General features: G+C 73.4%; 16 protein-coding genes. 10 read left to right on the forward strand and 6 right to left on the reverse strand.

The window, feature by feature from the left end:
• Positions 1–101 precede the first annotated feature (101 nt).
• Complete coding sequence (locus KIS93_RS19005; protein ID WP_186404312.1) at positions 102–887, forward strand: hypothetical protein; 786 nt, start codon at positions 102–104, stop codon at positions 885–887.
• Positions 888–933: 46 nt separating this feature from the next.
• Here KIS93_RS19005 and KIS93_RS19010 read toward each other — a convergent pair whose 3' ends face one another.
• The 3 genes from KIS93_RS19010 to KIS93_RS19020 form a co-directional block, all read right to left on the reverse strand.
• Positions 934–1,290, reverse strand: a complete 357-nt coding sequence (locus tag KIS93_RS19010) for a YybH family protein (protein ID WP_080036332.1) — start codon at positions 1,288–1,290, stop codon at positions 934–936.
• A gap of 64 nt (positions 1,291–1,354) precedes the next feature.
• Positions 1,355–2,128 carry a methyltransferase domain-containing protein gene (locus KIS93_RS19015; RefSeq protein ID WP_080036331.1) on the reverse strand — a complete coding sequence of 258 codons (774 nt, stop codon included), beginning with the start codon at positions 2,126–2,128 and terminating at the stop codon, positions 1,355–1,357.
• 102 nt (positions 2,129–2,230) lie between these two features.
• On the reverse strand, positions 2,231–3,457 hold the full coding sequence (locus KIS93_RS19020) for a beta-ketoacyl-[acyl-carrier-protein] synthase family protein (RefSeq protein WP_230465931.1): 1,227 nt from the start codon (positions 3,455–3,457) through the stop codon (positions 2,231–2,233).
• Positions 3,458–3,756: 299 nt separating this feature from the next.
• On the opposite strand from KIS93_RS19020, the gene KIS93_RS19025 reads away from it, so the two are divergent.
• The 3 genes from KIS93_RS19025 (at position 3,757) to KIS93_RS19035 (ending at position 9,104) form a co-directional block, all read left to right on the forward strand.
• Positions 3,757–4,344 carry a TetR/AcrR family transcriptional regulator gene (locus tag KIS93_RS19025; protein ID WP_268967002.1) on the forward strand — a complete coding sequence of 196 codons (588 nt, stop codon included), beginning with the start codon at positions 3,757–3,759 and terminating at the stop codon, positions 4,342–4,344.
• An 89-nt stretch (positions 4,345–4,433) separates the two neighbouring features.
• The gene (locus tag KIS93_RS19030; protein WP_222107524.1) at positions 4,434–6,149 is read left to right on the forward strand and encodes an MFS transporter; all 1,716 of its coding nucleotides are present in this window, start codon (positions 4,434–4,436) and stop codon (positions 6,147–6,149) included.
• An 81-nt stretch (positions 6,150–6,230) separates the two neighbouring features.
• A complete protein-coding gene (locus KIS93_RS19035) occupies positions 6,231–9,104 on the forward strand; it encodes a LamG-like jellyroll fold domain-containing protein (RefSeq protein ID WP_222107525.1) in 2,874 nt (957 codons plus the stop codon).
• A gap of 35 nt (positions 9,105–9,139) precedes the next feature.
• Here KIS93_RS19035 and KIS93_RS19040 read toward each other — a convergent pair whose 3' ends face one another.
• Positions 9,140–9,856 (reverse strand): sulfite exporter TauE/SafE family protein, encoded by a 717-nt coding sequence (locus KIS93_RS19040; RefSeq protein ID WP_080036328.1) that lies wholly within the window; start codon positions 9,854–9,856, stop codon positions 9,140–9,142.
• Positions 9,857–9,971: 115 nt separating this feature from the next.
• On the opposite strand from KIS93_RS19040, the gene KIS93_RS19045 reads away from it, so the two are divergent.
• The 3 genes from KIS93_RS19045 (at position 9,972) to KIS93_RS19055 (ending at position 11,476) form a co-directional block, all read left to right on the forward strand.
• The gene (locus tag KIS93_RS19045; RefSeq protein ID WP_186404313.1) at positions 9,972–10,280 is read left to right on the forward strand and encodes an alkaline phosphatase family protein; all 309 of its coding nucleotides are present in this window, start codon (positions 9,972–9,974) and stop codon (positions 10,278–10,280) included.
• Entirely contained in the window at positions 10,277–10,609 is a 333-nt protein-coding gene (locus KIS93_RS19050) for a type II toxin-antitoxin system PemK/MazF family toxin (protein WP_186404314.1), read from the forward strand. The genes KIS93_RS19045 and KIS93_RS19050 overlap by 4 nt, the downstream gene beginning before the upstream one ends.
• A 99-nt stretch (positions 10,610–10,708) precedes the next feature.
• Positions 10,709–11,476, forward strand: a complete 768-nt coding sequence (locus tag KIS93_RS19055) for a neutral zinc metallopeptidase (protein ID WP_246005318.1) — start codon at positions 10,709–10,711, stop codon at positions 11,474–11,476.
• A 107-nt stretch (positions 11,477–11,583) separates the two neighbouring features.
• On the opposite strand, the gene KIS93_RS19060 is transcribed toward KIS93_RS19055, so the two are convergent.
• Positions 11,584–13,074, reverse strand: coding sequence for an FAD/NAD(P)-binding protein (locus tag KIS93_RS19060; protein ID WP_080046404.1), 1,491 nt, complete (start codon positions 13,072–13,074; stop codon positions 11,584–11,586).
• 301 nt (positions 13,075–13,375) lie between these two features.
• On the opposite strand from KIS93_RS19060, the gene KIS93_RS19065 reads away from it, so the two are divergent.
• Entirely contained in the window at positions 13,376–14,473 is a 1,098-nt protein-coding gene (locus tag KIS93_RS19065) for a helix-turn-helix transcriptional regulator (protein WP_222107526.1), read from the forward strand.
• A 67-nt stretch (positions 14,474–14,540) separates the two neighbouring features.
• Here KIS93_RS19065 and KIS93_RS19070 read toward each other — a convergent pair whose 3' ends face one another.
• On the reverse strand, positions 14,541–15,173 hold the full coding sequence (locus tag KIS93_RS19070) for a TetR/AcrR family transcriptional regulator C-terminal domain-containing protein (RefSeq protein ID WP_230465928.1): 633 nt from the start codon (positions 15,171–15,173) through the stop codon (positions 14,541–14,543).
• Positions 15,174–15,244: 71 nt separating this feature from the next.
• Between KIS93_RS19070 and KIS93_RS19075 the strand changes: the two genes are divergently transcribed.
• Positions 15,245–16,171 carry an ATP-binding cassette domain-containing protein gene (locus KIS93_RS19075; protein ID WP_080036324.1) on the forward strand — a complete coding sequence of 309 codons (927 nt, stop codon included), beginning with the start codon at positions 15,245–15,247 and terminating at the stop codon, positions 16,169–16,171.
• Positions 16,172–16,302: 131 nt separating this feature from the next.
• The gene (locus KIS93_RS19080) at positions 16,303–17,103 is read left to right on the forward strand and encodes an ABC transporter permease (protein WP_080036323.1); all 801 of its coding nucleotides are present in this window, start codon (positions 16,303–16,305) and stop codon (positions 17,101–17,103) included.
• Positions 17,104–17,239: the final 136 nt, after the last annotated feature.

A 17,239-nucleotide genomic window follows, 5' to 3' on the forward strand; every position in this document is an offset into this window, starting at 1 on the left:
ACGGGCGCGAGGCGGCGTGACGGCGGCGCCCATGGGCGCGGCCGGGGGCCTTTCCGGGGAGAATGCCAGGATGGATCTTGTGTCCGGCGGGCCGGGTGGCGATGGCTGAGCTGATCGATCTCGTGTACACCACGGCCGGCGGGGTCGTGGGGGCCGTGGTGACCACGTACCTGTCGCGTCACCAGGAACGCCGCCAGCTGCGCGCCGACGTGCAGCAGCGGCTCCAGCGCGTCGCCGCCGTCCGGGACGGCCAGCTCGACCTCGCCCCGAGGAAGGCCGGGGACGGGCGGCGGGGCCGGTCGTCTGTCGCAGCGCACTTCGGGCTGTCGGTACGCCTCGAGGACGGCACGGACGCCGAACGCGCGTTACGCGAAGCGCTCGACGCCCTGGTCGTGAGCGCCTTGTCCGCCGGCGTGCCGCGCAGGGTCCTCGACTTCGCGGGCGGCGGCGAGAAGCAGGCGTTCCAGTGCGAGGTGCTGCGCCTCGTCGACCTCCGCCTCGGGGGCGTCCTCGACGAGGCGGACCTCGACGTGCTCACCGCCGCCTGCGACGACTACCGGGAGGCGACCACCCAGCTCCTCCTCCAGGCGCTCTGGCACCCGTGGTGGAGCCGGCTGCGCATGCGCGCCCGGCTGCGCGCACTCCGCGCGGAGGCGGGCGCCCTGCATCGACGCCAGCAGGCGGCCCTGTCCACCCTATCCGGGCCCGGGCAGGCCGCCCTGTCCTCCCCGTCCGCCGTGTCCGCCCCGCCCGCCGTGTCCGCCCCGCCCGCCGTGTCCGCCCCGCCCGCCGTGTCCGTCCCGCCCGCCGTGTCCGCCCCGCCCGCCGTGTCCGAGCCCGGGTCCACGCTCCCGCCCCCGCTCGACCCCGACCCCGACCCCGGGTAGGCGTGCGGCCCTTTTCAGCACGCCGCGGCGACGGGCGATCAGGTCATCACTGCTGCGGGCTCTCGTAGAACGCTTGGACGCGGGCGGCGTGCCCGTCCTGGTCCAGCTCGACGACGTCGAGGACGCAGTTGCCGTTCTCGCGCCGGTACAGCAGCGCGTACCCGCCCGGGCTGGTCAGCAGCGCCTCCTCCGTGAACGTCAGGTCCGGGGCCAGCTCCAGACCCAGCTCGAAGTGCCTGCGCAGCTCCGCCTTGCCGCGCAACCGGCCGTCGGCGCGTCCCCAGCGGCGGGCCACGGTGGAGGCGGTGAAGTCGACGTCGTCGGCGTAGCAGGCCATGATCGCATCGAGGTCGCGGCGCTGCCACGCCGCCAGCCAGGCGTCGGCATGGGCTCGAACATCCATAATCGAAGTATCCACCCACGCTCGCGAGCAGGGCGGGGCAGGGCGGGTGGTCGGGTGCGGGTGGTCAGGCTCGTGTGGCCGCCGTCACGAACATCGGCAGGGCCAGGAACAGCCGGCCGCGCCGCCCCCGTTCGCGCTGCTCGGCGACCCAGCTCTCGGCCTGCTCGGCGGTGATCGCCCCGGCCGTGCGGGACATGTCCGCCAGGTTCGCCAGGACGGGCACCATCGCCTCGTCGGTGAAGACCTGGGTGTGGACCTCGCAGGTGACGTCGGTGAAGCCCGCGTCGAGGAGGAGGTTGCGGGTCCGGCGGACGACGCGGGGCGAGGGCACCAGGTCGGCGCGGGCGTGCACGATGGTACGGGTGAGCGTAGCGTCGTCGGCGTCGATGACGATGGTGTCCCAGTCCTGGCCGATGAGCACGATGCGGCCGCCGGGGGCGAGCACACGGCGCGCCTCGGCGAGGGCGCGGGCCGGGTCGTCCAGGACGTGGTACACCTTGTCGGCCCGGTAGCCGTGCAGGGAGCCGTCGGCGAAGGGCAGGTCGTAGGCGCCGGCCAGGCGGAAGTCCGCGTCGGGCCAGCGCCCGGCGGCCACGGTGATCATCCGCTCGTCGGGGTCCACCCCGACGGCCTGCGCGCCCCGCCCGGCCAGCTCCGCGACCGCGCGGCCGGCGCCGCAGCCGACGTCGGCCACGACCGTGCCCGGCCCGGCGCCGAGCAGCTCGTACGAACGGGTGCGTAGTTTCTCCGCTCCGGGCAGACTGTCCGCGCGGTCGAGCAGGCCGATGAGCGCGGCGGTGTCCGTGGCGATACGACTGGTCGTCTGGTTCTCGTTCACGTTCAGGATCTTGGGCCTTCAAGCCGACTTGAAGTCAAGCCGGCGTCAGAGGGCGGCGGTGCGGACAAGCGGGTGTCGTGGTCGCCCGAAGTCAAGCCGGCATCAGGACGCGGCGGTGAGGACGAGCGCGGTGTTGTGGCCGCCGAATCCGAAGGAGTTCAGCAGCGCCACCGACGGGCGGGCCCGGCGCGGCCGTCCCGTCACGATGTCGAGCGCGATCTCGGGGTCCGGGTCGTCCAGGTTGCGGGTGGCGGGGATGATGCCGTCGCGCAGGGTGAGGGCGGTGGCGACGGCGCCCAGCGCCCCCGAGGCTCCGCACAGGTGGCCGGTCATCGACTTGATGGCGGTGACGGCGGCGTGCGTGCCGACCGCCCGGCTGATCGAGGCGGCCTCCGTGACGTCCCCGGGCGGGGTGGACGTGGCGTGCGCGCTGACGTGCTGCACGTCGCGGCCGCTCAGCCCGGCCGAGTCGAGGGCCAGCCGAATCGCCCGCGCCTGCCCCTCCGAGGAACCGGCGGTGATGTGGTACGCGTCGGAGGTGGTGCCGGCCCCGGCCAGGGTGGCGTACGCGCCCGCGCCGCGCGCCGCCGCGAACTCCGCCCGCTCCAGGATCACCATGGCGGCCCCCTCGGACAGGACGAACCCGTCCCGCCCCCGGTCGAACGGCCGCGACGCCTCCTCGGGCGCGCCGTCGCTCCTGGACAGCGCCCTGGCCTGGGCGAACCCGGCGAGCGTCAGCGGATGCAGGCACGCCTCCGCGCCGCCCGCGATCACCACGTCGGCCCGGCCGAACCGGATCAGGTCCAGGCCCATCGCGATCGCCTCCGCGCCCGAGGCGCAGGCGCTGACCGGCGTGTACGCCCCGCCGCGCGCCCCGAACTCGATGCTGATCTCGGCCGCGGGCCCGTTGGGCATGAGCATGGGCACCGTGTACGGCGACACCTTCCGCGCCCCCGCCGATTCGAGCAGATCGTCCTGCTCCAGGGTGGTCAGCACGCCCCCGACACCCGTACCGACGACCACGGCCAGCCGCTCCGGCTCCACCTCCGGGGCGCCGGCGTCCGCCCACGCCTCCCGGGCCGCCACCAGGGCGGCCTGCGCGCAGCGGTCAAGGCGGCGGGCCCGGACCCGGCCCAGCACCTCGACCGGGTCCGTACGCATCCGGCCGCCCATCCGTACCGGCAGGTCGAACGCCCAGTCCTCCTCCAGCGCCACGATGCCGGACCGGCCCTCCAGCAGGCCGGCCCAGGTCGACGGCACGTCCCCGCCCAGGGGTGTGGTGGCGCCGAGCCCGGTGACCGACGCGCCCGCCCTCATCCCGTCATTCATCCACGGTCTCCCTTGATCAGTGGTACGTGCCGCCACGATGCCAGGGCCGAACGTTCGGGACTGATGGCGCCAACCACCCAAAATGCGTCGCGAGATTTGTGCGAGTAGACAATGTCTACGCCAACCGGTAGACACTGTCTATGCACACGGCAGGTTCGTCCAGGGACCCGGCAGATTCGTCCACGGGCCCGGCAGGCTCGTCCACAGACACGGCAGACTCGTCCTCGGACACGGCAGGCTCATCTACGCACCCGGCAGATCCGGCCACACCCACGGCAGGTTCCCTCCGGGAACGGCTCATCGACCTCGGCGTGGAGCTGGTGACCAGCCGCGGGGCCTCCCAGGTCGGGCTGCGGGAGATCGCCCGGGCGGCGGGCGTCTCGCACGGCGCCCCGCGCCGCTACTTCCCCACCCACCACGCCCTGCTGTCCGCCATCGCCCACCGCGGCTTCGCCGACCTGCGCTCCCGCTTCGCCGCCGCCACGCGGGAGGCGGACTCTCCGCGCGGCCAGTTGCACGCCCTGGCGCGGGCCTACGTCCGGTACGCGCAGGAGTGTCGCGGCATGTTCGAGCTGATGTTCCGGCACGACCTCCTCGACAGCACCGGCCAGGCCGCCGGGGACGCGCCGCGGTTGCGGGAGTCGACCCTGCCGCTGTTCGAGCACATCGTCGGGCTGGTCGGGCAGGTGCGGGCCGAGGATCCGGCGGTGACCGCGGCTGCCCTGTGGGCGAACGTGCACGGCATCGCACAGCTCTGGACGTGGGGCAGCCTGCCCCTCGCCCTGACCACCGCACCGCCCGACGACGATGACGGCCGCGGGGGCGGTCGGCTCGACCGGCTTCTCAGTGCGGCGCTGAACGCGCACCTGGGGCCGGTGCCCTCATGAGCCCCGCCAGGTCCGCGAGACGACGGCGTGCCTCATTCTCCGGGACGGCGGAAGGCCGGGCTCCGCGCGGAGGGCGCCCTGCCGGATCCGTGAGACGTCGGCCGGTGCCGGCGCTGGCCGCCAGCGTCACCGGCGCCATGATCGTCGCCCTGGACGGCACCGTCCTCATCGTGGCCCAGCCCGACCTGCAACGCGACCTCGGCGCGAGCGTCGCCCAGGTCCAGTGGACCAGCACCGGATACCTGCTCGCGGTGGCCGCCCTGCTCGTCATCGCCGGCCGCCTGGGCGACCGGCACGGCCATTCACGGCTGCTCCTCATCGGCGCCCTCGGCTTCGGCGCCACCTCGGCCGGCATCGCGCTGGCCTCGGGTGTCGGCTGGGTGATCGGGCTGAGGGTGCTGCAGGGCCTGTTCGGTGCGCTCCTGCAGCCCGCGACGCTGGCGCTGCTGCGGCTGGCTTACCCGGCCGACCGGGTCAACTCGGCGATCGCGATCCGTACCAGCGCGATCGGGGTGGCCGCTGCGGCCGGGCCAGTGCTCGGCGGCGTCCTCGTCGCGCAGTTCGGCTGGCGGGCCGTGTTCCTGATCAACATCCCGGTCGCGGCGGTGATCGCCGTACTCACCGCCACCGTACGGGAGGTCGCCGCCACCCAGCCCCGTACCGACGCCATCAGTGCCACGCCCGCGCACGGCCGTACCGACACCATCAGCGCCGCACCCACGCACGAACCGACCGACACCACCTCCGCCTCCGCAGGCGCCGACGCCGGGCCGCCACCCCGTCCGACCGATGCCAGCCCGACGTCCCGTCGGGCCGATGTCGGCACGCCACCCCGTCGGGCCGATGGCGGTGAACGGCCGCTCGGGTTCGTCGGCCCGGTGCTGCTCGCCGCGTCACTCGCGCTCGCCGTCTACGCGCTGGTCGGCGTGCCGGCGCACAGCTGGGTGGCCGCGCCGACGTTGCTCGGGCTCCTGGCCGCAGCAGGGGTGGCGTTGCTGTTCGGCGTGCATCAGCGCCGGACCGAGCAGCCGCTCGTGCCGTCCGCCGTGGCCCGCTCGACGCCGGTGATCGCGTCGATGGCGCTCCTGCTCGTGGTCATGGGCGGCATCTTCGGTGCGTTGTTCACGGGCACGTTCCTGCTGCAGGACGTCCTCGGGCTGGACCCGTTCGACGCCGGTCTGCGGGTGTTGCCGATGACGGCGGTCATGGTCGTCGGCGCGCCTCTGGTGAGCGTGGCGCTGCGCCGGTTCGGGGCGCGGCGCACCGCCGTCGCCGGGACGCTCCTCGTCGTGCTCGGCATCGCGGGCCTGTCCCGGCTCGGACCGGCCAGTACGTGGCCGGCCATGAGCATCGTGTTCGCCGTGCTCGGCGCGGGTTTCGCCACCGTCATGGTCACGGCCACGGGGACCGTCGTGCGGGACGCCCCGCCCGCGTACGCCGGGGTCGTCGGGGGCCTCAAGCAGACCGCCATGAACGTCGGCCCGACCGTCGGCATCGCCGTCGCGGCCGGCGTCATGGCCGGATCCGCGCCCACCGTGGCGAGCGTCGCAGCCGGGTCCGCGCCCGCCGTGGCGAGCGTCGCAGCCGGGTCCGCGCCCGCCGCGGCGAGCGCCGTTGCCGGCTCCGCATCCGCACTGGCCGGCGGGTCCGCGACGTCGCCCACGCTCCTGGTCCTGGCCGGGCTCGCCGCCCTCGGCCTGGTCCCGGCCGCCCTGCTGCCCGGACGTTCCGCGGCCGCGCGCATGCCCGCCGCCGCATCCGCGACGTCCACATCCGTGACGTCCACATCCGGCCACAACTCGTGACAAACCCCCCTGCCATCTGCCATACATCGATCAAGGCCATTCGGCGTGCGGGGACGCTGTTCTCACCCATCTGGGGGTTCCGTGAAGCGGCTCTGCAGCGCCCTGGGATCGATCCTGCTCCTGTCCGCCGCCCTGATCGCCGGGAACGTTCCACCGGCGGCGGCGGCCTTACCCGCGTCGTTCCAGAAACAGACGGTCTTCAGCGGGCTCAACCATCCGTCCAACATCGAGTTCTCGCCCGACGGCCGGGTGTTCGTGGCCGAGAAGAGCGGGCTGATCAAGGTGTTCGACTCGCTCGCCGACACCACGCCCACCACGTACGCCGACCTGCGCACCCAGGTGCACAACTTCTGGGACCGCGGCCTGCTCGGCCTGGCGTTGCACCCGGACTTCCCGTCCGATCCGCGGATGTTCGTCCTGTACGCCTACGACGCCGTCCCCGGCGGCACCGCGCCCCGCTGGGGCACCCCCGGAGGCACGGACGACCCCTGCCCCACCCCGCCCGGCGCCACGGCCGACGGCTGCCTGGTCACCGGGCGCCTGTCGGTGATCTCCCCGTCGGGGGCGGAGACGCCGCTGATCACGGACTGGTGCCAGCAGCATCCGAGCCATTCGGTGGGTGACCTGCAGTTCGGCCCGGACGGCGCCCTGTACGCCTCCGGCGGCGACGGCGCGAGCTTCAACTTCGCCGACTACGGGCAGGACAACCTGCCGGCCTCCGACGTCACCCCGGACAACCCGTGCGGCGACCCGCCGTCCCCGGTCGGCACCGCGCTGAGCCCGCCGGCCGCCGAGGGTGGCGCGCTGCGCTCGCAGGACGTCCTCACCAGCACGGACCCGGCCGGACTGTCCGGCACCGTTATCCGGATAAATCCGGACACGGGGGCTGCTGCCTCCGGCAACCCCAACGCGGGCAGCGCCGACCCCAACGTCGCCAGGATCGTCGCCCACGGCCTGCGCAACCCGTTCCGCATCACGAACCGCCCAGGAACGTCGGAGATCTGGTCGGGCGAGGTCGGCTGGAGCACGTACGAGGAGATCAACCGGATCGCCACCCCCACCGCGAGCGTCCCCAACTTCGGCTGGCCCTGCTACGAGGGCGCGGCCCGCCAGGCCGGCTACGACAACCTCAACCTGACCCTCTGCGAGAACCTCTACACGGCCGGCGCCTCCGCGCACGCCGCCCCGTACTTCGCCTGGAACCACAACTCCAGGCCCGCCCCGAACGACCCCTGCCCGACCGGCGGCTCCTCCTCCAGCGGCGTCGCCTTCTACGAGGGCGGCGACTACCCCGACGCCTACGACGGCGCGCTGTTCTTCTCCGACTACAGCCGCTCGTGCGTCTGGGTGATGACCAGGGGCGCGAACGGCCTGCCCGACCCCGCCACCGTCGCGAACTTCGACTCCGGCATCCCCGCCGTCGAGCTGGAGATCGGCCCGGGCGGCGACCTGTTCGCGGTCGACTACACCAACGGCACGATCGTCCGCTACATCTACGACAACACCCCGCCGACCGCCGTCATCGACGCCACCCCGGCCTCCGGCAACGCCCCGCTCACGGTGAACTTCTCCGCCGCCCGCTCCTCCGACGCCGACGGCGACCCCCTCACCTACGCCTGGGACCTCGACGGCGACGGCGAGCTGGACGACTCCACATCGGCCACCCCGTCCTTCACCTACACGCAACCCGGCTCCCCGGTGGTGCGGCTGCGGGTGAGCGACGACCGCGGCGGCCAGGGCGACGCCACCGTGACGATCAACGTGGCCAACACCGCCCCCACGGCCACCATCACGACCCCCACCGCGGACACCACCTGGGCGGTCGGCCAGTCGATCGCGTTCTCCGGCAGCGGCAGCGACGCGCAGGACGGCACCATCCCGGGCTCGCGCATGAGGTGGGCGCTCATCATGCACCACTGCCCCAGCACCTGCCACGAGCATGAGATCACCACGTTCACCGGGGCGAGCGGCACCTTCCAGGCGCCCGACCACGAGTACCCCTCGCACCTGGAGCTGCGCCTGACCGTCACCGACGCGCACGGGCTGACCGACACCGAGAGTGTGCTGCTGCAGCCCAGAACCGTGCAGCTGACCTTCACCTCCTCCCCTCCGGGGCTGCGGCTCGGCTTCAACAGCGAGCAGGCGGCCACGCCGTTCACCCGTACGGTGATCGTCGGGTCCGGCAACTCGGTCACGGCGCCGTCGCCGCAGACCTCCGGCGGCCAGAGCTACGCGTTCGCGTCGTGGTCCGACGGCGGGGCCGAGACGCACCAGGTCGTGGCGCCCGCGACGGCGGCCACGTACACGGCCGTGTACACGCCGGTGCCGGCGGCGGCCGGGCTGGTGGCCGCGTACGGGATGAACGAGAGCTCCGGCAGCACCGTCACCGACGCCTCAGGCAACGGCAACACCGGCACCGCCACCGGCACGAGCCGCACCTCCAGCGGCAGGTACGGCCGGGCGCTGTCCTTCAACGGCCTGCTCAGCCACGTCGACGTGCCCGACTCGGCCGGGCTGCGGCTGACCACCGGCATGACGATCGAGGCGTGGGTGCGCCCGTCGAGCGTCAGCGGCTGGCGTACCGTGGTCATGAAGCGGCACTCGGGCGGGCTGGCGTACGCGCTGTCGGCCGGGGCGACGGACCAGCGGCCGCACGCCCGCCTGCACACCACCGCCGCCGCCGACCTGCCCGGCCCGGCCGCGCTCCCGCTCAACACGTGGTCGCACCTGGCGGCCACGTACGACGGCTCGGCCCTGCGGCTCTACGTCAACGGCACGCAGGTGGCGCAGCAGAGCGTCACGGGCCCGATCCGCACGGACGGCGGCTCGCTCAGGATCGGCGGCAACGGCCTGCTGAACCAGGTGTTCAGCGGGCAGATCGACGAGGTGCGCATCTACAGCGGCGCCCTCACGGCGGCGCAGATCCAGACCGACATGAACACGCCGGTGTCCTGACCCTGCCGAGGCCCGGTCCCCGTCCGGGCCGGGCCTCACAGGGCGGTGATCACGTTCTGGACGATCAGTCCCACGGCCGACAACGCCGCCACCGTCAGCACCGCCACCCGCACCTTCCCCCCGTCGAGGTAGCGCCGCAGCGGCCCCGACACCAGGAACCCCAGCACCATGGGCACGATCAGCACGCTCCCGGTCAGCAGCGCCTGCCCGGGCAGCTCCCCCACCAGGTGCAGGATGACCAGCGACTGGGCCGCGCTCAGGCAGAAGAACATCGCGAGCGTGGCCCTGATCTGCGGCCCCTTGGCGTTCTGGTACACCAGCGCGATGGGCGGCCCGCCGATGCCCGTGGCGGTGCCCGTGATGCCCGAGACGAACCCCGCCGACGTGATCGTGTACCCGTTGCGCGGCACGCTCAGCGCCCGCGCCGTCAACGCCACCGCGACCAGCACCATGACGGCCACGAAGATGCCTCTGGTGTAGACAGAAAAGTAGACCACGATGACTGCGGCAATGGCACTACCGGGCAGCCTGCCGAGCAACGCGAACCCCAGCCCCCGCCAGTCCACCCGCCGCCACTCGACGGCCAGCGTGAACAGCGGGAGCGTCATGTTGACCACCTGGATGGCGCCGGGCATGAGGTCGGGGGCCATCATGGTGAGCACGGGGGCCGCGACCAGGCCGAGCCCGAACCCGACGCCACCTTGCACGATGGCCCCGAGGAAGACCGCCAGGCTGCCAACAATCAGGACCAATGCCGCATTTGTCATGCGGACGAGTCAACCATCTTTACTCTCTGTTGCCGTAAGTGCCGTGCGAGTAATGGCGTTGCGATAGTGTTCCTGCCGACGCGGACGTAGCCTGTGGAATATGAGCGCGAAGCATAACGCGGCGACCACGATCCGTGTCAGCGTCAAGACGAGAGACCGTCTGGCCAAGATCGCCCGACAGGAGGGCCGCAACATGACCGAAGTGCTCAACGACGCCATCACCGACTACGAGCAGAAGCTGTTCTGGCAGACCGTCAACGAGCAGATCGAGCGCACCCAGCGCGAAGACCCGGAAGGCTGGGCCGACTATCTCGCGGAGCGAGAGCTCGTGCTGGGCCCGAAGCCGCGCTCCCGCCAGATCGCTCCCGAGTGGGAGGGCCTCATCACATTCCCCGAGGAGAACGAGTGAAGCTGGCGAAAGGCGACATCTGGTTCGCCCGATTCGGTCGGCCGACCGGTCGCGAGCAGGGCTTCGACCGCCCCGCGTTGATCATCAGCAACGACCACCTCAACCAGTCGCGGCTGGACATCGTCTTCGCGGTGCCCCTGACCACGCGCGAGCGCGGCTACATGACCCACGTCCGCATCGACCGCGACGGCACCGGGCTGGCCAGGACGAGCTGGGCGATGATGGAGCAACTGCGCGCCATCTCGCCCGACCGCTTCGACTTCTACGTCGGCAGCGCGCCCGGCGAGGTGGTCGACGAGGCCGTCACCGTGCTGAAGCGCATGCTGTGAGACCGCGCACGCGATGAGATGTTGCCGCCCGGCGAAATAGCAGTTCGCCGGGTGGCACCTCTCATCCTGTCACAGTCCTCGCGCTCTAAGCTTCCGACCGTGCGATCCTCACCCCTCATCCTCGCCGCACTCGTCCTCGCCGCGAGCCTGCCCCCTCAGACCGCACACGCCGCCATGCCGGCGTTCCCCGGCAAGGCCGGCAAGCTGGGGGTCAGCGCCTGTCCCGAGACGCCGCTCACCGCCGGCGGGATCCCGCGCACCCGCGAGTACCTGGGCGCGGTCGTGAAATGTCTCGACAAGTCGTGGTCGGCGTACTTCGCGCGGACCCGGGCGCGGTTCGAACGGCCCTCCGTGCGGTACGCCGAGGAGGGCACCGTGTGCGGGGTCGCGCTCGCGGACGTGGACGCGTTCTACTGCCACCCCAGCAGGACCCTGGTGTTCCCGCTGACCGGCCGCTGGATCGACGGCCGCACGGACCTGTATCCGTTCAAGGTCGCCGCCCACGAGTACGCCCACCACCTGCAGACCCTCACCGGCGTCCGGCGCGCCTACGAGGCGCGCCACCGCGCCGAACCCGCCGCCCGCACGGAGTTGCGGCGGCGGTTCGAGCTGCAGGCCGACTGCCTGGCCGGGGTGTTCATGGGCAGCGTACGCGGCTCGCTCGCCCGGACCGGCGACGACTGGCAGGCCCTGGACGAGGCGATCCGCGCCACCGGCGACACGGGCGAGCGGCGCAGCCACGGCGGGGGCGCCAGTCGGGTCCGCTGGTTCGGACGCGGCCTGGCCACGACGTCACCCGCCGCCTGCGACACCTGGTCCGCCCCGCCGCCAAAGTCTCCTGACGCCCCCGCCGCCAAAGTCTCTTGACGGCCCCCGCCGCCAAGGTCTTTGACCGCGCCGGCAACGGCCGCCCCGGCGCCGGCTCGCCGCTTGGTCCTCGTCCCGCCGCGCGGCCCCTCCCTGCCCTTTCCCGCTCATGCCCGTCGGGTCAGGGCGGCGGCGATGCGGGTGGCCTGGGCGGCGAGGCCCGGGATGCTGGAGGTGATGAACGAACCGCCGCCCGCCAGATCCCCCAGCACGTGCAGGCGACCGTCGCGGGGCACCAGCCCGCCCGACGGGTGCAGCTCGGCCAGGCCGCCTTCGAGGAGCGTGGTGACCAGCGGCTCGGCCGCGCCGGGCACCGCCTGGGGCGGCGGGTTGACGGCGTTGATCGCCACGTCCACGTCCACGTCGCCGCCGTCGCCCCGTACCCGGAAGCCGCCCTCCACCGCCTCGATCTTGCGGACGCCGGCGACGACCCCGAGCTGCCCCGCGTCGAACAGGCGCAGCAGGGTGACGGCGTTCACCGGCACCATGGGCGAGGCCACGCTGATGGCCAGGCGGGCGTGGCGGCGCAGCCGTTCGCGATCGGGCTCGGGCAGCAGCCGCCACGCGAGCGGGCCGACCTGGTGCGCGGCCTCCTGCAGCACCCGGCGCGCGATCGCGGGGTCGCCGACGGCGGCCAGCTGGCGGCGCAGCCGCTCGGCGGGCGGTTCGGAGACCGACGACAGGAGCTCGCCGGTGAAGCGGGCGTATTCCTCGCCCGCGTCGTCCAGCTCGGCGCGGAGGAGCGCGGCGAGGTCGTCGAGCGTGACCGCGCCCCGCTCGCGGCGCAGCGCCTCCACCCGTTCGGCGGTGAGGTGCCGCCGCTGGTGGCCGAGCGGGCGCTGCCAGACGGCCGGGAGCATGCCGGTGCGCGAGACGAGCACGATACGTCCGGTGTGTCCGCGTGCGGCGAGCGACACGACGACGTCCACGGCGGTCAGCCCGCTGCCGATCACCGCGACGTCGGCCCCGCCCGGCACCCCGTCCAGCGTGGCCGCCAGCGGGTACGGATCACCGGCGAACCCCGGCGCGCCGGCCAGCCCGTAGTGGTCCTGCGGCGTCCCGGCCCCCACGCACACCACCACCTGGCCGGCCGGGTACTCGTGCCCGTCGGCGGTACGCACACTCAGACGAGACCCGCCATCGGCCGAGGCCACACCGCCGGGCCTGGCCTCCGGCATGGCGCCGGGCACGCTGCCGGGCGCAGCGCTGGTGACCCCGACGACCTGGGAGGCGACGACCCGGGTCCGCCAGCCGCGCTCCCGCAGTCGCGCCAGGGCGGCCTCGGCGGTGTCGGACAGGTACTCGCCGTACAGCGCGCGCGGCACCAGCGGATGGCCCAGCAGGTCGTCCAGGTGGGCGGCGGCACGCTCCTCGCCCAGCCAGCCGGCGTAGTGCCGCGTGTCCGAGGCTCTGATCGACATGATGGCGGGCGGCGCGTTGACCAGCACGCTGTCCAGGTCCGGCCCGTACGGGCGGCCGCGCCACAGGCTCGGCCCCGGCTCGAACACGGTGATCTCCTCCCCTTCCGCCTCCCCGACGGCCAGGGCGTCCAGCAGCCCGGCTGCGGCGGCCCCGGCTCCGATGATCGCGATGTGCACGGCGTTCTCCTTCATCTCACGCACTCGTCCCAAGCGGTCGGTCCGAGCCTCGCGGTCGCCGCGACCGCGAGCCATCCCCCGCCGGCGGCCGAACGTCCGGGGAATGACCCCCTCAAACGGGGGGTTGGCGAAGAAGGGGCGACCGGGCAGGCTGGCCCCAGAGCAGCGCAGAGCCCGAGCAACGCACAACCTGAGCCAGCGCAGAGCCTGAGCAACGCACAACCTGAGCCGGCACAGAACCCGAACCGCGCACAACCTGAGCCGGCACAGAACCCGAGCCGCGCACAACCGAGGAGGCCCCGTGACCCGCCCGCATCGCCACGCCGGGATCCTCGCCGCCGCCGACCGCGCGACCGGGCCGCTCGACTGCTTCAGCCGCGTCTCGGCCGGGCTGCGGCGGCTGATGCCGTTCGACGCCGCCGTGTGGTCGGCGACCGACCCGGAGACGGGCCTGGTCACCGCGCCCATGCTGGTGGAGAACCTGGGGTCGGGCGAGGGCTGCGGCGCCTACTGGGAGAGCGAGCTGCTGGAGGAGAACGTCCTGCCGTTCCGCGACCTGGCCCGCGCCCCCGTGCCCGTGGCCGGTCTGCGGGCGGCCACCGGCGACCTGCCCGCGCGCAGTGCCCGCTTCCGTCGCCTGCTCGGCGGGCAGGGCATCGACGACGAGTTGCGGGCCGTGCTGCGGGTCGGCGGCCGGCCGTGGGGGTCGGTGAGCCTGTTCCGGCTGCGTGGCGCGCCCGCGTTCGGTGCGGACGACGTCGCGTTGCTCGCCGAGCTGTCGGAGCCGCTCGCCGACCGCCTCCGGCGCTTCGCCGCCCCGTACGAGCCGGCCGGCGGGAGCGGGAAGTCGGCGCCCGGGCTGCTGCTGTTCGACGAGAACGGCGCGGCCACGTCGATCAACGAGGAGGCGCGGGCGCATCTCGCGTCGTTGCCCGACGGGCCGTCCACGCCGTCGGCGCTCGGGCTGCCGTTGCCCATCTGGCTGGTCGGGACGGCGCTCCAGGCGCGGGCCATCGCGCAGGGCCGCGATCGCGGGAACGCGCGTATCCGCCTGCGGACCCGGGACGGGCGGTGGCTGAGCTGCCGTGCCTCCAGCCTGAGCGGGTCGGGTGGGCGCCCGGGGCCTGTCGTGCTCGTCATCGAGCCGGCCACCCCCGCCGACCTGGCGCTCATCGTCGCCCAGTCGTACGGGCTGACGCCGCGCGAGTTCGAGATCGCCCAGCTCGTGGCGCAGGGGCTGGCCACCTCGGAGATCGCCGAGGCGCTGTTCATCTCCCCGCACACCGTCAGGGGGCACCTCAAGGCGGTCTTCGGCAAGGCGGAGGTCTCCAGCCGGGGCGAGCTCGTCGCCCGCCTGTTCGCCGGCGGCCCGGCACCGCGACCAGCCAAGGTGTCCTGAGGCTCGGTGCCGCGATCAGTCAGGAAGGCCGGGCGCCGCGATCAGTCAGGAAGGCCGGGCGCGGCGATCAGCCGGGGGCTTCTGAGGGGCGCAGCCTCCGTTCGAGCCCGTCGAGGATGAGCTGCAGCCCGCCCTCGAACGCCGCATCCCCCTGCGGATCGCCGATCTCCATCAGCCCGGCGGCCAGCCGGGGATGCTCGGCGCGGAAGGCGTCGAGGTCGGGCCCCTCGCCCTCTGCTCCCCGGTCGCGGTCGGCCTGCTCCTCCAGCACGAACCCGGCCACGTAGCCGCTCACCGCGAACAGCCCGCGCAGCGCGTCGCCGACCCCGAACCCGGCCCGTTCGAGAGCCGCCACCGACCGTTCCACCAGCGCGAACAGCTCGGGGGACGGGCGGGTGCCGGCGGCGAGCCGGGCGCCGTCGCGGCGGGAGTTGAGCATGGCGCGGTCGCTGTGGGCGTAGGCGGTCAGCCATTCGCGCCACTTGGCGGGATCCTCCAGGTCGGGCCTGGTCAGGTGCTCGGCCATCATCGCCGCCGCCATCGCGTCGAGCAGCAGTTGCTTGCTCTTGAAGTGCCAGTAGAGGGCGGGTGCCTGGACGCCGAGCTCGGCCGCCAGCCGCCGCAGGGTCAGCCCTTCGAGGCCGGACTCGTCGAGCAGGCGGAGCGCGGTCGCGACGATGATGCCTTTCTCCAAAGCCACGCTTGACAGCTTAACAACGTTAGAGAGACCCTTAACGCCGTTAGATTTAACAGAGTTAAGGAGGTGCCGCGGTGATCCGCGTCGAAGGACTCCGCAAGCGGTACGCGAGCACGGAAGCGCTCAGAGGCATCGACCTGGACGTCCCGGCGGGCACCGTCTGCGGCCTGCTGGGGCCGAACGGGGCGGGCAAGACCACCGCCGTCCGGATCCTCGCCACGCTGCTGCGCCCCGACGCCGGCCGGGCAGAGGTGGCCGGCCTGGACGTGGTACGGGACGCCGCCGCCCTGCGCTTCCGCATCGGGCTCGCCGGGCAGCACGCGGCCGTGGACGAGCTGCTGACCGGGCAGCGGAACCTGGAGCTGTTCGGCCGCCTCTACCACCTGCCCAGGGCGGCGGCCAGGGCGCGGGCCGAGGAGCTGCTGGAGCGGTTCGGGCTGGCGCGGGCCGCGCGGCGGCCGGTCAAGGAGTACTCCGGGGGCATGCGGCGGCGCCTCGACCTGGCCGCGAGCCTGATCGTGGCGCCGCGCGTGCTGTTCATGGACGAGCCCACGACCGGGCTCGACCCGCGCAGCCGGATGGAGCTGTGGGAGCGGCTGCGCGCGCTGGTCAACGAGGGCACGACGCTGCTGCTGACCACCCAGTACCTGGACGAGGCCGATCACCTGACCGACCAGGTGGTGGTGCTGAAGGAGGGGCGGGTGGCGGCGTCCGGGTCGCCGGCCGCGCTCAAGCGGCAGGTGGGCGGGGACCGCGTGCGGATCCTGGTCAGGGAGCCGGCGGACGTGCCGGCGGCCCTGCGAGCGCTCCACGAGGCCGGCTCCCACCCTGCGGCCGGCTCCGCCACGGAGGCTGATCGGCTGGTGACGGTGCCCGCTCCCGAGGGCGCGCAGTCGCTGATCCGCGTCGCCGGCGCGCTCGCCACCGCCGGGATCCCCGTGGAGGACCTCGCACTCCGCCGCCCCACGCTCGACGAGGTCTTCCTCCGCCTGACCGCCTGAGGGAACGCCCGAACCAGCCAGACCGCCCGACGAACCGCCCGAACCAGCCAGACCGCCCGACGAACCGCCCGAACCCGCCTGACCGCCTGAGGAAACGCGACCGCCCGCACACCACCCCACCGGAGCCCACCATGTACGAGACCCTGCGCTGGACGGTGCTCGACTCGCTCACCATCGCCGGCCGCACCTACTCCCGCCTCAAGGCCCAGCCCGCCGAGATCGCCGCCTTCCTGATCTTCCCGGTGATCATGACGGTCCTGTTCGGCTACGTGTTCGGCAGCGCGATCACCCTGCCCGGCGGCGGCGACTACCGCGACTTCCTGATGCCGGGCATCTTCATGCAGGTCATGGCCCTGACGGCGACGGCCGCCGCGACGGCGGTGGGCGAGGACATGGAGCGCGGCATCATCGACAGGTTCCGCGCCCAGCCGATCGCCCGCAGCGCCGTGCTGGTGGGCAGGAGCGTGGCCGACCTGTCGATGCACCTGCTGTCGCTGGCCGGCATGGTGACGGCAGGAGTGCTGCTGGCCGGCTGGCGGGCGCACGGTTCGGTGGCGGAGACGGTGGCGGCCTTCGGGCTGCTGGCGTTGTTCGGGTTCGCGATGATCTGGGTGGGGACGTACATCGGCCTGTTCGTGAAGAGCGGCGCGCAGGCGGACGCGGCCACGTTCGGCTGGTTGTTCCCGATGACGTTCCTGGCCAACACGTTCGTCCCGACGCAGGGCCTGCCGGCGTGGCTGAAGCCGGTCGCGGACTGGAATCCGATGAGCGCGGTGGTGGCCGCCGTCCGGGCGCTGTTCGGCAACCCGACGGAGAGCGGCGACGTCTGGCCGTTGCGGCATCCGGTGGCGGCGAGCGTGCTCTGGTCGGTGGCGCTGCTGGTGGTGTTCGTGCCGCTGGCGACCCGCCGGTACCGCAACACGTCCCGATGAGGAGAGCCGCCTCGCGGAGGGTGTCCCGCGAGGCGGCTCTCAGGGTGTCGGGTGGTTCCCCCGATGCGGGGGCGCGTGAGGATCACGCCCCCAACCCCCGGCTCCCGTCCGGCTCATGACCGGGCGGAAGCACGGG

This window comes from [Actinomadura] parvosata subsp. kistnae (assembly GCF_900323885.1).
GTDB lineage: Bacteria > Actinomycetota > Actinomycetes > Streptosporangiales > Streptosporangiaceae > Nonomuraea > Nonomuraea composti.